Raw genomic sequence first — 13,747 nt, forward strand, 5'->3', positions numbered from 1 at the left:
CCGTCGCGCGCCTCAGGCGTGGAGGGGTGTCTCCCTGAAGGTGTCGAGGGTGGCCGGCTGCGGCGCTTCACGCGGTTCCGGGTGGGGGTGGCCGGCCGCCAGGACGTAGAGCGGGGTGTGCCCGGTGTTGTCCAGGGTGCAGCGCTCCGCGAGCAGCGCGTCGGCGAAGGCTCCGGTCTGGGCCGGGCCCAGACCGAGCGCGGTGGCGGTCAGCGCGAAGGTCTGGCCCAGATGCCCGGCGTTCAGCAGGCACACGCGGTAGCACCGCGGGGTGTGGTACTTCACGCTCATGCGCTCCAGCCTGGCGGCGAGGACCACCAGGAAGGCGGCGTTTCCCGTCCACTCCTGGCCGGCGCACAGACGCGTCGTCTCCTCGGCGGTGAGGCCCTCGGAGAGCAGTTCGAGGGAGTGCTGCAGGCTGTTGTAGTGGTACCAGCCAGGGGCGACGCCGGCCACGTTGAGCGCGCCGAGGTAGGCGTCGAGTTCCTGGCGCGAGCCGCCGGAGGGGCTGGTGCGGCGGAAGACCGCGCCGTGGCCGCTGTCGATGAAGTCCACCGGCCCGAAGACCGTGGACAGCAGCGTGGCGAGGGTCTCCAGCGGTACCGGGGCGGTGGTGAAGTCCCGGTGCGTACGGCGGTCGTGGAGCACCGTCTCGTACGGGGCCCCCAGGCCGGCCCGGCGGCGGGGCAGCAGCAGCCGCTCGGCGTCCGGGTAGCCGGTGAAGAGCACCGGCATGCCTGCCGTGTCAGGCGTGATGCGGGTGTCCCCGGTGTCGGTCCCGTTGTCGGCGCAGTCGTTCTGCGTGGCGTAGTGGAAGAAGGACGCCTCCGGTGACCACGCGGCCCACTGGCGGGCGATGTCCTCGTCCTGGGCAGCCGCAGGGCTGTCCTCCGCCAGCAGCGCGCCGGCCCCCGCAAGGGCGGCGACGGCCTCCTCGACGGTCTCCGGCGCGAGGTGGTCCAGGCTCTTGGCCGCCTCGTCAGGCGTCACCCAGTCCTCGAAGACCGAAAGGATCTCGGCAGCCGCCGGGTGCAGCGCGGTGGGCGTGCCGTGGGGATAGGGGTGCACGACGAACGTGCCCTGGTGCCAGTAGCAGGTCAGGCAGCGGGAACGGCGAAGGCGCACGAGAACTCCAGCAGCGGGACGAGCGGGGCCGGGACGAGGGACGGCGGGGGCGCGCGGCCCCCGCCGTCCGGTGGGTTCACTTGTAGCCGTAGCTGCGGAACCGGAAGATGTAGTACCCGGTCCGACGGTCGGTACGGGCAACTGCCTTGGCGTTCATTGCGATCTTGCGCATGACTGTCACCTCCTCAGGGGATTCGACAGAATTCGAACGTATGACCCGAATTCGGTCATACGCATGCCCGCTCGCTATCCTGGCACTCAGCACCACCGCCCGAACCACCCGAACGGCGGTACGCGCCGCGCTGCGCCTCACCCCTTCACACACACCACCTGCTTGAGCTTCGCCACGACCTGCACCAGGTCCCGCTGCTGGTCGATGACCTTCTCGATCGGCTTGTACGCACCGGGGATCTCATCCACCACGCCGGAGTCCTTACGGCACTCCACACCCCGCGTCTGCTCCTCCAGGTCCTTCGTGGAGAACCGCTTCTTCGCGGCGTTCCGGCTCATCTTCCGGCCCGCACCGTGGGAGGCGGAGTTGAACGACTTCTCGTTGCCGAGGCCCTTCACGATGTACGAACCGGTCCCCATCGACCCCGGAATGATCCCGAAGTCCCCGCTCCCGGCCCGGATCGCCCCCTTCCGCGTGACCAGCAGATCCATACCGTCGTACCGCTCCTCGGCCACGTAGTTGTGGTGGCAGAAGGCCATGGTGTCAGGCCATCCCTCAGGGCTTGATTGCGGTGATGGTGTGCAGCCCGCGCGAGTCAACAGCGCTGTGCTGGATGTCCAGCCCCTCCGCGCGGCATTGCTCAGAGAGCCAGGCAGAGCTGATACGGAGTTTGGGATAGCTGCTGGTCTGTAGGGCCCATGTGGCGCCGCAACGTGCGTGGATCAGGTCGTGGACCATGACAGTGTCTTCGTCCACGTACTCCAGGAAGCACGTCATGACCCGGTTCTCAGTGGCACGTACCTGAAGGAAGCGGTCAGTGCCGGTGAGTGGTGTGGTCAGGTCGCGGTAAGTAAGGACGAGTCGTCCACCGCCGACCAGGTGTCGGCTCACGTCGGCCAGTAGTGAGGTGACGTCCTTCTTGCTCGGCAGGTGCGTCAGCGTGTCGCCCATGCATACGACAGCGGCTACGCCGGCCGGTCGGGCGTGCGCCGAGAGTACGTCTCGAATGTCGGCGTGCAGGGGGCGGACAGCCGGCAGGTCCGTCGCACGGTCTGCCAGCTCACTCAGCAGCGCTTCGCTGGTGTCGACGGCGAGGACGCGGGAGAAACCCAGCTCTGCCAGGGCCAGGCTCTGTGTACCCGGGCCGCAGCCCAGATCGACCGCGAGCGCGTCGTCGGTGGCGGGTCGCACGCCCAAGTCGGAGAGGACACGAAGCTGGTCGGCGGCGAGTGCGGCGATGTCCCCGCCCAGCATCCAGGTGTAGTGCGCAGCCAGGAACCGGTCGTAATGATCAGTTGCAGCAGTCATCCGGGGTCAGGCCTTTCGGGGAGTACGGGTGGCTCGCGAAGGAAGGTTGCGGACGCGGAAGGCGACGGCGGCGACAGCCAGTGCCGCGGGCAGCAGTAGGAACGGCCCGCAGAAGAGGAGCACGACTCCCATCGCGGCGCTGCCGACCAGAGCGCCGGTGCGCAGGGAGCTTCGTCGGGGCAGTAGAACGACCGCGGCCAGCAGACCGGCCAGGGTGACGGCGACGAGACAGGCGGAAGTGGCCCGGAACAGCGAGTCCAGGCCGAGCAGCCCGAAAGCGGAGGCCAGCATGACGGCCACGGAAGACAGGGCGAGAACCGTGAGGGGGCGTCGGGGCTCAGCTCCAGGTCCGGCGGAATCCGTCGCCAGCAGACGGGGCATGGCGCCCTCACGGCCGAGAGCCTGTCCCAGGCGAGCGCCTCCCGCCAAGTAGGTGTTGACGGCTCCGAAGGTGAGCAGGAGTGCTGCCGCGGCGGCCAGTGGGCGGGCAGCTGGGCCGATTCCCCGTTCCAGCAGGAGCGTGAGCGGAGTCGTGGTCGTTCCGGCCCGTCCTCCGAGCACTCCGATGGTGACCACCGCCAGGCCCAGATAGAGCACAGCGACGATTCCCCAGGCCAGCAGGGTGGCACGGGGCAGATCCCGCTGGGGTGCGGAGAACTCCGCCGAGAGATGGCTGAGAGCCTCCCAGCCCGCGAAGGCGAAGAAGAGGACCACGGCCGCGTCACCCACCGATGCCCACCCCTGAGGCAGGAAGGGAGTGAAGTGGTCACGCTCGACCTGTGGACTCGTCACGGCGATGGTGACCGCCAGCAACAGGGCGAGGAAGCCGACCATGAGCAGCTGCAGCCGGCCGGACAAGCGCAGACCCACGAGATTGGCCCCGTAAGCCGCGGCGAGGACCAAGAGCGCGAACACCAGGGCGGCACCGCGCCCCCGCCCCCCGACAGCAGCCGCGTACTGACCACCGATCAGTGCCGCAGCGGGTACGCCTAGGGGCACGGCCCAGAAGAACCACCAGCCTGCCGGGGCCGCCCACCGCTTGCCGAAGGCCCGCTGGACGAAAGAAGCAACGCCACCACCGCCCGGATGACGGGCCCCCAGCGCCGCGAAGGCCAGGGCGATCGGCAGGCTCACGGCGATCAGGCCGAGCCAGGCCAGCACCGAAGCAGGTCCCGCGACCGCCGCCGCTGAGGACGCCAGAGCCAGTGCCCCCGGCCCCAGCACCGCCCCTACGCACAACGCCGTACCCGTCCCGATTGCCAGCCCTCCGCGTGAGCGCCCCGGAACAGTGTCCGGCAGCTGCGTCCTCTCCATAGCACTCTCCCGTCGATATTCGGCGTGCCAGAGAGAAGGTAGAGCGATGAACCAGAAGGTGGGTAAATAACTGAATCTAGTTCGGCGAGCGATGCAGAATACCGGTCATGGACGAACTTGATTCGCTGATCCTGGATCACCTGCAGCGCGATGCGCGGATCACCAACCGGGAGCTCGCCCGCACGCTCGGCATAGCCCCGTCCACGTGCCTGGAACGAGTCCGAGCTCTGCGCGAACGCGGCGTGATCACCGGCTACCATGCGGCAGTCGACCTACGAAGCCTCAACCGTCGGGTGCAGGCACTGCTGTCCATTCAGGTGCGGCCACTGAGCAGAGACGTCATCGAAGGCTTCAAGAGCTACGTCACCGACCTGCCGGAAGTACTGTCCGTCTTCGTCATCGCCGGTAGCGACGACTTCCTGGTGCACGTGGCCGTTCAGGACGTCGACCAGCTGCACACTTTCCTCATGGACCGCTTCAGCCAGCGCCGCGAGATCGTCAACTTCCGCAGTTCAGTGATCTACCAACACGTCAGCACGCCCGTGGTCAGCCGTTTGGAAGACGGCTCTCCGTAGGCAGCCACCGCCGACAGGGCTGCCGACCGAGCGCGACGCCTTCACGGTGCCCGACCACTGCAGCCCGGGCAGCAGCGCTGCACTCAGCCCTTCACGCAGATGACCTGCTTGAGCTTGGCGACGACCTGTACCAGGTCGCGCTGCTGCTCGATCACCTTGCCGATGGGCTTGTAGGCGCCGGGGATCTCGTCCACGACGCCGGAGTCCTTGCGGCACTCCACGCCCGCTGTCTGCTCCTCCAGATCCTTCGTGGAGAACCGCTTCTTCGCGGCGTTGCGGCTCATCTTGCGGCCGGCGCCGTGGGAGGCGGAGTTGAAGGACTTCTCGTTGCCCAGGCCACGGACGATGTAGGACTCCGTCCCCATCGAGCCGGGGATGATGCCCCACTCACCGCCCCGGGCGCTGATCGCTCCCTTACGGGTGACCAGGAGATCCATACCGTCGTAGCGCTCTTCGCTGACATAGTTGTGATGGCAGCTGATCACGCCAGGGCGGTACTCGACGGTCCTCATCTGACCTTCGGCATCCTCCTGCTGGCAGGAGATCACCGGCTCGAAGGTCGGGCGGGCCTTCGCGAACTCCTTGCGGACGACGTCCTGGAAGAGGGCCATCATGATCGCGCGGTTGTGCTTGGCGTACTCCTGCGCCCAGAACAGGTCGTTGCGGTACGCCGCCATCTGCGGGGTGTCCGCGATGAAGACGGCGAGGTCGCGGTCGACCAGGCCCTGGTTGTGCGGCAGCTTCTGGGCCTCGCCGATGTGGAAGTCGGCGAGCTCCTTGCCGATGTTGCGGGAGCCGGAGTGCAGCATCAGCCAGACGGAGTCGTTCTCGTCCAGGCAGAACTCGATGAAGTGGTTGCCCGAGCCGAGCGTGCCCATCTGCTTCACCGCCCGGTCCTGCCGGAACTTGACCGCGTCGGCGATGCCGTCGAAGCGGGTCCAGAAGTCGTCCCAGCCGGCCGTGCCGTAACCGTGCAGGCGGGCCGGGTCCACCGGGTCGTCGTGCATGCCGCGCCCCACCGGGATCGCCTGCTCGATCCTCGAGCGGAGGCGGGAGAGGTCGGCGGGCAGGTCGTCCGCCGTGAGGGAGGTCTTGACCGCGGACATCCCGCAGCCGATGTCGACGCCGACCGCCGCCGGGCAGACCGCGCCGTGCATCGCGATGACCGAGCCGACCGTGGCGCCCTTGCCGTAGTGCACGTCCGGCATCACGGCGAGACCCTTGATCCACGGCAGTGTCGCGACGTTGCGCAGCTGCTGGAGTGCGGCCCCTTCGACCGTGGCCGGGTCCGTCCACATGCGGATGGGGACCTGAGCACCGGGCACTTCTACGTACGACATGACTTCCTCATTCCCCCGAAATGACAGAAAAAGTAAAAAGAGAAGGAAACGCAAAACGCAGACATAGCACCCGATCGGCGACAACGAACCGGCGTGCGTGGCGATGCGTGCGGTAGACATTGTGTCCATCAGCCGCCGCACGGCGGCAACCGGATTTCGTACGGAAGGAGCCGGTGACGGTGGAGCGAAGGTCGTCCGTACGAGGGGCTGCCGTGGCGGCCGCCGTGGCGCTGGCCACCCTCCTCACCAGCTGCTCCGGCGGCTCCGACGCCGACTCGGGGGCCGCGGACTCCAAGGGCGGCGGCAGCACGTCGTCGGCGCCGGTGGCCGAGCCGGGCAAGTTCGACTCGCTGCCCGAGCCGTGCGGGCTGCCCGCCCGGAGCACGCTGCGCAGCCTGCTGCCCACCGACGGCACCCCGGAGACCCGCGCCGAGGCCGAGAAGGTCTACCGCGGCCAGGCCGACATCACCTTCGACACCGACCGCCGGGTCGGCTGCCGCTGGAAGCGCGAGACCTCCGAGGGCTCCCGTCACCTCACCATCGACCTGCAGCGCGTCGTGTCGTACGACGGGTCAGCCAGCGATGACGACAAGGCCCAGGAGCTGTACGCCAAGAAGGAGCTCGCGGCCCACATCCCGACCGACTCGTCGAAGACCCCGCCGGTCCGCACCCCGACAGCGGACGCGAGCAAGGGGTCGGGCGGGCAGCAGGACGAGAAGGACGAGCAGGGCCGGAAGGCGAGCGACGAGCCGGGCGGCTCCGGCGCCGCGGCCGACGAGCGCGGCAACCGCCCCTCCGGCGGCAAGGGTGCCGCCGCCGATCCCTCGGGCGGTCCGTCCGCCCGTCCGGAGAAGGGGGGCGCCGGCGAAGCCACCGGGAAGGGGGCCGGTGACGGCTCGCAGCCGTCGGGCACCCGTACGGCCGAAAGCGACGCGTCCGGTTCCCCCGACGACTCCCCTTCCCCCGGCTCCCCCGGCTCCTCCGGTTCCGAGGAGTCCCCCGACACGGCGGCGAGCCTCGCGCCGCGCCCGCTCAGCGACCTCGGCGACGCCGCCTTCCTGGACGACGCGCTGGTCACGGCGGATTCCGGCCTGCACCGCGACATCACGGTCGTCTTCCGGTCCTCGAATGTGATCGTCACCATTGAGTACGACCAGTGGTCCACCGACAAGACCGTCCTTCCCGACCGTCGTGAGCTGCAGGAAAAGGCCCAGAAGCTGGCAGCGGAGCTGGCCGCGCACTGGACCGGATGAGCGGTGACGGCCGCCGTGACCGGTTACCGTCGGCGAGTAACGACGTGAATCGGCCACCGGCGCCCGGCCGCCGCGTACCGTGCGACCCAGGGGCCACCTGGGCCCTGCGCGCGGAACGGCCGCTCGCACGACGATGAAGCGAAGGAACCATGCACCGTTCAGCCAAGCGACTCGCCAGCTACCTCGCCTGCGCAGCCGTACCGGTGATGCTCGTCGCCGGCTGCTCCGACGACTCCGGCAAGGAGTCGGGCGACGAGGCCTCGAAGTCCGCCTCCCCGAGCTCCTCGCCGAAGGTGGCACCGGGCAAGTACAAGAAGCTCCCCGACCCCTGCAAGGCCATCACCAAGGACCGCGTCAAGAAGATGCTGCCCGCCGTGAAGGACGAGAGCGGCGAGGAGGGCAAGAGCAGCGACACCGCCGCGCACGGCACCTGCACCTGGAGCAGCGAGGAGCGGCAGGGCAAGGGCGGCATCGACGGCACGCAGTTCCGCTGGCTCGCGGTCAACCTGCAGCGCTACGACTCCGACCCCGCGCTGGGCTCCGGCGACAAGCGCGCCACCGGCTTCTTCAACAAGCAGGTCGACGCCGCCAAGACCACCAAGGACGCCAAGAACGTCAAGAGCGAGGCCGCCAAGGACATCGGCGACCAGGCGACGATGGTCACCTACGACCTGAAGAAGGACGGCAACGACTTCAAGAACCAGACGCTCGTCGCCCGTACCGCCAACGCCGTGGTCACGATCAACTTCAACGGCGCGGGCCTGGCCGGCGCGAAGACGCCGAAGGGCGACGAGATGGTGAAGGACGCGGAGGAGGCCGCGAAGCAGGCCGTCAACGCGATCGCCCAGGCGAACAAGTAATCGCCGAGGCGGACAAGCAACCGCCGAGGCGAACAAGCAGCCCTCGAGGCGAACAAGCAGGTCATACCCGCCGTACCCGTACCACGGGCCCACGCCCCGGCGTACCACTCGGGTAACGCCTGCGGCCCTCCCCGCTCCCGGCCCCACAGGTGTGCCAGGCTAGGCGCGCCAGTCAGCCGAGTACGGGGAGGGATCGCGGGTGGCCGCGATGCGGATGAGTCGTACGCACCGAATACTCATCGGCGTGGTCGTCGCGGGCGCGCTGGTGATCGCCGCGATCGGCTTCGCGGGGTCGTACTCGGCGGTCCGCGCCCTCGCCGAGAAGAAGGGCTTCGGCGCCTTCTCCTACGTCTTCCCGATCGGCATCGACGCGGGGATCGTCGTCCTCCTCGCCCTCGACCTGCTGCTGACCTGGATCCGCATCCCCTTCCCGCTGCTGCGCCAGACCGCCTGGCTGCTGACGGCCGCGACGATCGCCTTCAACGGCGCCGCGGCCTGGCCCGATCCGCTCGGCGTCGGCATGCACGCGGTGATCCCCGTGCTCTTCGTCGTCGCGGTCGAGGCCGCCCGGCACGCGGTCGGCCGGATCGCCGACCTCACCGCCGACAAGCACATGGAAGGCGTCCGGCTCTCCCGCTGGCTGCTCGCCCCCGGTTCGACGTTCCGGCTGTGGCGCCGGATGAAGCTGTGGGAACTGCGCTCGTACGAGCAGGTGATCAAGCTGGAGCAGGACCGGCTGGTGTACCAGGCGCGGCTGCGGTCCCGGTACGGGCGTGCGTGGCGGCGCAAGGCGCCGGTGGAGTCGATGATGCCGCTGCGGCTGGCGCGGTACGGCGTGCCGCTCGCGGAGACGGCCCCGGCGGGACTCGCGGCGGCGGGGATCGAACCCTCGCGCGAGCCGCGGGGAGCGGAACTCCGGGCCGAGCTCGACCCCGCGGAGCGCGACGTGGCGCCCCGGGAGCACCCGGCGCCGGTCGGCCCGGGCGAGGCCGTCGAGCCGATCGAGGCGCCCGCTCCCGCCCACGAAGTGACGAACTTCGCCCACGAAGTGACAGCCTCCGCCCATGAAGTGACCGCCCGGGAGGAGGCCGTCTCGCAGCTCACCGTCCCCGTCGCCCCTGGTCGCAGTCGCCCCCTCGGCAACGCCGGCGCGCCGGTCCCGACCCCGGCCCCGGCCCCCGAGCAGCGGACGGCGGCCGTACCCGAGCCGGAGCTGGAGTACGTCCCCGAGCCGCCTGTGGAGACACTGCCCGACGGGCTGACCCGCGACGAGCAGTTCTACGTGGCGTACCGCGCATACGTGGCCGAGAAGAACGATTTCCCCGACCCGCACCAGTTCGCCCGCTACCTGCTCAACACCTACAACGTCACCGGCAGGGACGGGGACGGCCCGCTGAGCGGCAACTACCTCCGCCCGCACCTGCGCGAGTTCCGTCAGCGCTTCCGCCAGGAGATGGAGAGCGAGCACATCGCCTGACCGGGCGGGTCGGACGGCAGCCTTTCCCCCGTCAGGCGGGTCGGACGGCGGTCTTTCCCCGTCAGGCGGGTCAGACGGCGGTCTTTCCGCCGTCCGCCGCCCTCGTCTCCCTCGTTTTCTTGCGGTCGGTCTCGCTCCACCAGACGACCGCGGCGCCCGCGGCCAGCATCGTCACGTAGGCCCACAGTGGCGGCGTGTCGACCCAGCGGTGCAGCAGGCCCCATTCGGAGTCGGTGAAGAAGCGCCCGCCGAGGCCCATCGCGCCCTGGATGAGGGCGAGCCAGCCGAGGAGACCGACGCCGGCCTTCAGGTATCCGTTCATGTGTCCACGGTCACGGAAACGGCCCCGGGAATCATCGTTCCCGGGGCCGAGCCCGTCCTGCGTGGCCTCCGCCGAAAGTCGCAGCCGCACGCCCTCCCGGCGGCGGGTGCGTCCGCGGCGGACGCCTGCCGGCTAGCCGGCGAGCAGCTTGCGCACCCGGTCGGCGCCGACGGCGAGCAGCAGCGTGGGCAGCCGCGGGCCGGTCTCACGGCTGACCAGCAGGCGGTACAGCAGCGCGAAGAACGCCCGCTGGGCGGTCTTGATCTCCGGCGGCAGCTCCTTCGCGGTGGCGTCGGCGGAGAAGCCCGCCTGGACCTTCGGCACGCCGTAGACCAGGTGCGTCAGGCCATCGAGCGACCAGTGCTCGTCCAGGCCGTCCAGCAGCAGCCGGAGCGATTCGCGCGCCTGGTCGTCCAGGGACGCCAGCAGCTCGGTGTCCGGCTCGTCGCGGACGATCGTGCGCTGCTCGGCGGGCACCTGGTGGGTGATCCAGTGCTCGGCACGGTCCAGCCGAGGCCGGACCTCGTCGAGTGAGGCGACCGGCTTCTCCGGGTCCAGCTCGGTGAGGATGCGCAGGGTCTGCTCGTCGTGGCCGGCCGTGACGTCCACGACGGAGGCGAGCGTGCGGTACGGCAGCGGGCGCGGCGTACGCGGCAGCTCACCCGCTGCGGTGCGCACCGCGCGGGTGTGCGCGGCGGCGTCGGCCGGCAGCACCGAGCCGTCGGCGACCTTGGCCTCCAGCTTGTCCCACTCGTCGTACAGCCGCTGGATCTCCTGGTCGAAGGCGATCTTGAACGACTGGTTGGGCTTGCGGCGCGCGTACAGCCAGCGCAGCAGCGGCGCCTCCATGATCTCCAGGGCGTCGGCCGGGGTCGGCACGCCGCCCTTGGAGGAGGACATCTTGGCCATGCCGCTGATGCCGACGAAGGCGTACATCGGGCCGATCGGCTGCGCGCCGTCGAAGACCTGCCGGACGATCTGGCCGCCGACGACGAAGGACGAGCCCGGCGAGGAGTGGTCCACGCCGCTGGGCTCGAAGATCACGCCCTCGTACGCCCAGCGCATCGGCCAGTCGACCTTCCACACCAGCTTGCCGTGGTCGAACTCCTTCAGGACCACGGTCTCGCGGTGCCCGCAGGCGGTGCACTCGTACGCCAGCTCGGTGGTCTCGTCGTCGTAGGACGTGACCTTGGTGAAGTCCTTGTTGCAGGCCGTGCAGTACGGCTTGTACGGGAAGTACCCGGAGCCGCCCGCGCTGCCGTCGTCCTCGCTGGCGGCGCCGGAGCCCTCGGCGGCCTCCAGCTCGGCCTCGTCGACCGGCTTCTGCGACTTCTTGCCCTGCTTCTTCGCGTCGTCCTTCGGCTTGGTGCGGTACTGCCCCAGGATGCCGTCGATGTCACCGCGGTGCTTCATGGCGTGCAGGATCTGCTCGCGGTACGCGCCGGAGGTGTACTGCTCGGTCTGGCTGATGCCGCGGTACTCCACGCCCAGCTCGGCCAGCGACTCCTCCATGGCGGCGCGGAAGTGCTCGGCCCAGCTGCCGTACGCGCTGCCGGGCGGCGCCGGCACGGCGGTCAGCGGCTTGCCGATGTGCTCCGACCAGGTCTCCTGGTCGACGCCGGGGATGCCGAAGGGCACCTTGCGGTACCGGTCGTAGTCGTCCCAGGACAGGACGTGCACGCACTCCAGGCCCCGGCGGCGGATCTCGTCCGCGACCAGGTGCGGGGTCATGACCTCGCGGAGGTTGCCCAGGTGGATCGGGCCGGAGGGGGACAGGCCGGAGGCGACCACGACCGGTTTGCCAGGCGCGCGACGCTCCGACTCGGCGATGACCTCATCCGCGTAACGGGAGACCCAGTCGGTTGTCTCGGTGCTCTGAGCCACGGTCGGCCCTTCCTCTTCTGCTTCGCGCGTTCGCTCGACCACGTGATCGATCACATGGTCGCTTACGGTCGTGAGCCCGCTCCGGCGTCCCGGCGGTCGTGCCGCGCCCGGTGCGTGATCCGGGAGCAGGCCCGCCCAGGCCGCAAGCCTGGCCGTTCCATTGTCCCAGACGCGCCAGTGATCGACTCCCAGGGCCGGAGGCCGGAGGAGGGCCCGCCAGGAGGGCGCCGGGCACCGCCGGTAAATCCGGGGAGGCCGCCGGTACCGCCGTGAAATACTGGTCGCAGACCCTGTCCATCCCTCCCCTCCGACGGAACGGCAGCACTCCATGGCTTCGGTCCCCTTCTCTCGCCGCTACGGTCAACCAGCGCGTCTCCGACGCCCTCTCGGCAGCCCTGCCGGAGGCCGGCGCCGCCGACCCGCTGCTGTGACATAGTGACCGGGCCGACTTCCAGGCCAACGGCATGCTCGCGCTCGCGAAGAAGTTCAAGGGCAACCCCCGTGAGCTGGCGGCCAAGGTCGTGGAGGGCATCGAGGCCCCCGACGTCATCAAGGAGATCGAGGTCTCGGGCCCCGGCTTCCTCAACATCACGGTCACCGACGAGACGATCGTGAAGACGCTGGCCGCGCGCGCCGCCGACGACCGCCTCGGCGTGCCGTACGCCGAGCGGCCCGGCACGACGGTGATCGACTACGCCCAGCCGAACGTCGCCAAGGAGATGCACGTCGGCCACCTGCGGTCCGCCGTGATCGGCGACGCCCTGCGCCACCTGCTGGACTTCACGGGCGAGAAGACGATCGGCCGCCACCACATCGGCGACTGGGGCACCCAGTTCGGCATGCTCATCCAGTACCTCATCGAGCACCCCGGCGAGCTCGCCCCGGCCGACGAGGTCGACGGCGAGCAGGCCATGTCGAACCTGAACCGCGTCTACAAGGCGTCGCGCGCCGTCTTCGACGCGGACGAGGAGTTCAAGGAGCGGGCCCGGAAGCGGGTCGTGGCCCTCCAGTCCGGCGACAAGGAGACCCTGGACCTCTGGCAGCGGTTCGTGGACGAGTCGAAGGTCTACTTCTACTCGGTCTTCGAGAAGCTGGACATGGAGATCCGGGACGACGAGATCGTCGGCGAGTCGGCGTACAACGACATGATGGCCGAGACGGCCCGGCTGCTGGAGGAGTCCGGCGTCGCGGTCCGCTCCGAGGGCGCCCTCGTCGTCTTCTTCGACGACATCAAGGGCAAGGACGACCAGCCGGTCCCGCTGATCGTGCAGAAGGCGGACGGCGGCTTCGGGTACGCGGCGTCCGACCTGTCCGCGATCCGCAACCGTGTCTTCGACCTGGAGGCGACGACCCTCCTGTACGTCGTGGACGTGCGCCAGTCCCTGCACTTCAAGATGGTCTTCGAGACGGCCCGCCGGGCGGGCTGGCTCGGCGACGAGGTCACCGCGCACAACATGGGCTACGGCACGGTGCTCGGCGCGGACGGCAAGCCGTTCAAGACCCGCGAGGGCGAGACCGTCCGCCTGGAGGACCTGCTCGACGAGGCGGCGCAGCGCGCCGCCGAGGTGGTGCGCGAGAAGGCGCGGGACCTCACCGAGGAGGAGATCCAGGAGCGGGGCGCCCAGGTCGGCATCGGCGCGGTGAAGTACGCGGACCTGTCCACGTCGCCGAACCGCGACTACAAGTTCGACCTGGACCAGATGGTCTCCCTCAACGGCGACACGTCGGTCTACATCCAGTACGCGCACGCCCGGATCAAGTCCATCCTCCGCAAGGCGGGCGAGACCGGCCCCGTGCCGCACCCGGAGCTCGCGCTCGCCCCGGCGGAGCGGGCGCTGGGCCTGCACCTGGACGCGTTCGGCGACACGGTCGCGGACGCGGCCAAGGAGTACGCGCCGCACAAGCTCACCGCGTACCTCTACCAGCTCGCGTCCCTCTACACGACCTTCTACGACCAGTGCCCGGTCCTGAAGGCCGACACCACCGACCAGATCGAGAACCGCCTCTTCCTCTGCGACATCACCGCCCGCACCCTCCACAAGGGCATGGCCCTCCTGGGCATCAGGACGCCTGAGCGGCTCTGACACTGCGGCGCGCCTCGGCGCGCACCCGCACAC

General features: G+C 69.7%; 10 protein-coding genes and 2 pseudogenes. 5 read left to right on the forward strand and 7 right to left on the reverse strand.

Features of this window, described 5'->3' with window-relative positions; translation table 11 throughout:
* Window positions 1-12: 12 nt before the first annotated feature.
* From AAC944_RS17735 to AAC944_RS17750, 4 genes and pseudogenes are all read right to left on the reverse strand, one after another.
* Window positions 13-1,125, reverse strand: a complete 1,113-nt coding sequence (locus AAC944_RS17735; protein ID WP_030620282.1) for a SagB/ThcOx family dehydrogenase — start codon at window positions 1,123-1,125, stop codon at window positions 13-15.
* 309 nt (window positions 1,126-1,434) lie between these two features.
* Window positions 1,435-1,827: pseudogene (locus AAC944_RS17740) on the reverse strand (RtcB family protein); the annotation flags it as partial.
* A gap of 25 nt (window positions 1,828-1,852) precedes the next feature.
* Window positions 1,853-2,605, reverse strand: coding sequence for a class I SAM-dependent methyltransferase (locus AAC944_RS17745; protein WP_030620288.1), 753 nt, complete (start codon window positions 2,603-2,605; stop codon window positions 1,853-1,855).
* Window positions 2,606-2,611: 6 nt separating this feature from the next.
* The gene (locus tag AAC944_RS17750) at window positions 2,612-3,919 is read right to left on the reverse strand and encodes an APC family permease (protein ID WP_063759997.1); all 1,308 of its coding nucleotides are present in this window, start codon (window positions 3,917-3,919) and stop codon (window positions 2,612-2,614) included.
* A 107-nt stretch (window positions 3,920-4,026) separates the two neighbouring features.
* Between AAC944_RS17750 and AAC944_RS17755 the strand changes: the two genes are divergently transcribed.
* Complete coding sequence (locus tag AAC944_RS17755) at window positions 4,027-4,494, forward strand: Lrp/AsnC family transcriptional regulator (RefSeq protein ID WP_030620294.1); 468 nt, start codon at window positions 4,027-4,029, stop codon at window positions 4,492-4,494.
* Window positions 4,495-4,577: 83 nt separating this feature from the next.
* Here the strand turns inward: AAC944_RS17755 and AAC944_RS17760 are convergent, their stop codons facing one another.
* The gene (locus tag AAC944_RS17760) at window positions 4,578-5,834 is read right to left on the reverse strand and encodes an RtcB family protein (RefSeq protein WP_030620297.1); all 1,257 of its coding nucleotides are present in this window, start codon (window positions 5,832-5,834) and stop codon (window positions 4,578-4,580) included.
* Between the two features lie 179 nt (window positions 5,835-6,013).
* Between AAC944_RS17760 and AAC944_RS17765 the strand changes: the two genes are divergently transcribed.
* The 3 genes from AAC944_RS17765 to AAC944_RS17775 all read left to right on the forward strand — a co-directional run bounded on the left by AAC944_RS17765 (window position 6,014) and on the right by AAC944_RS17775 (window position 9,424).
* Entirely contained in the window at window positions 6,014-7,087 is a 1,074-nt protein-coding gene (locus tag AAC944_RS17765; protein ID WP_030620300.1) for a hypothetical protein, read from the forward strand.
* A 149-nt stretch (window positions 7,088-7,236) separates the two neighbouring features.
* Entirely contained in the window at window positions 7,237-7,947 is a 711-nt protein-coding gene (locus tag AAC944_RS17770; protein WP_030620302.1) for a DUF3558 family protein, read from the forward strand.
* Window positions 7,948-8,161: 214 nt separating this feature from the next.
* A complete protein-coding gene (locus AAC944_RS17775; RefSeq protein ID WP_063759999.1) occupies window positions 8,162-9,424 on the forward strand; it encodes a DUF2637 domain-containing protein in 1,263 nt (420 codons plus the stop codon).
* Between the two features lie 70 nt (window positions 9,425-9,494).
* Here AAC944_RS17775 and AAC944_RS17780 read toward each other — a convergent pair whose 3' ends face one another.
* Window positions 9,495-9,746 (reverse strand): hypothetical protein, encoded by a 252-nt coding sequence (locus AAC944_RS17780; RefSeq protein WP_030620308.1) that lies wholly within the window; start codon window positions 9,744-9,746, stop codon window positions 9,495-9,497.
* 132 nt (window positions 9,747-9,878) lie between these two features.
* Window positions 9,879-11,672, reverse strand: a complete 1,794-nt coding sequence (gene lysS / locus AAC944_RS17785; protein WP_438272813.1) for a lysine--tRNA ligase — start codon at window positions 11,670-11,672, stop codon at window positions 9,879-9,881.
* A gap of 254 nt (window positions 11,673-11,926) precedes the next feature.
* On the opposite strand from lysS, the pseudogene argS reads away from it, so the two are divergent.
* Window positions 11,927-13,714, forward strand: a pseudogene (gene argS, locus AAC944_RS17790) (arginine--tRNA ligase).
* The last annotated feature ends 33 nt before the right edge of the window (window positions 13,715-13,747 follow it).

The sequence above is a fragment of the Streptomyces sclerotialus genome, assembly GCF_040907265.1.
Taxonomy (GTDB): Bacteria; Actinomycetota; Actinomycetes; order Streptomycetales; family Streptomycetaceae; genus Streptomyces; species Streptomyces sclerotialus.

What these genes read in the sequence shown, in the direction of transcription:
- AAC944_RS17745 (WP_030620288.1), bottom strand. Translation starts at nt 2,605, where the DNA reads ATGACTGCTGCAACTGATCATTACGACCGGTTCCTGGCTGCGCACTAC.
- AAC944_RS17750 (WP_063759997.1), bottom strand. Translation starts at nt 3,919, where the DNA reads ATGGAGAGGACGCAGCTGCCGGACACTGTTCCGGGGCGCTCACGCGGA.
- AAC944_RS17755 (WP_030620294.1), top strand. Translation starts at nt 4,027, where the DNA reads ATGGACGAACTTGATTCGCTGATCCTGGATCACCTGCAGCGCGATGCG.
- AAC944_RS17760 (WP_030620297.1), bottom strand. Translation starts at nt 5,834, where the DNA reads ATGTCGTACGTAGAAGTGCCCGGTGCTCAGGTCCCCATCCGCATGTGG.
- AAC944_RS17770 (WP_030620302.1), top strand. Translation starts at nt 7,237, where the DNA reads ATGCACCGTTCAGCCAAGCGACTCGCCAGCTACCTCGCCTGCGCAGCC.
- AAC944_RS17775 (WP_063759999.1), top strand. Translation starts at nt 8,162, where the DNA reads ATGAGTCGTACGCACCGAATACTCATCGGCGTGGTCGTCGCGGGCGCG.
- AAC944_RS17780 (WP_030620308.1), bottom strand. Translation starts at nt 9,746, where the DNA reads ATGAACGGATACCTGAAGGCCGGCGTCGGTCTCCTCGGCTGGCTCGCC.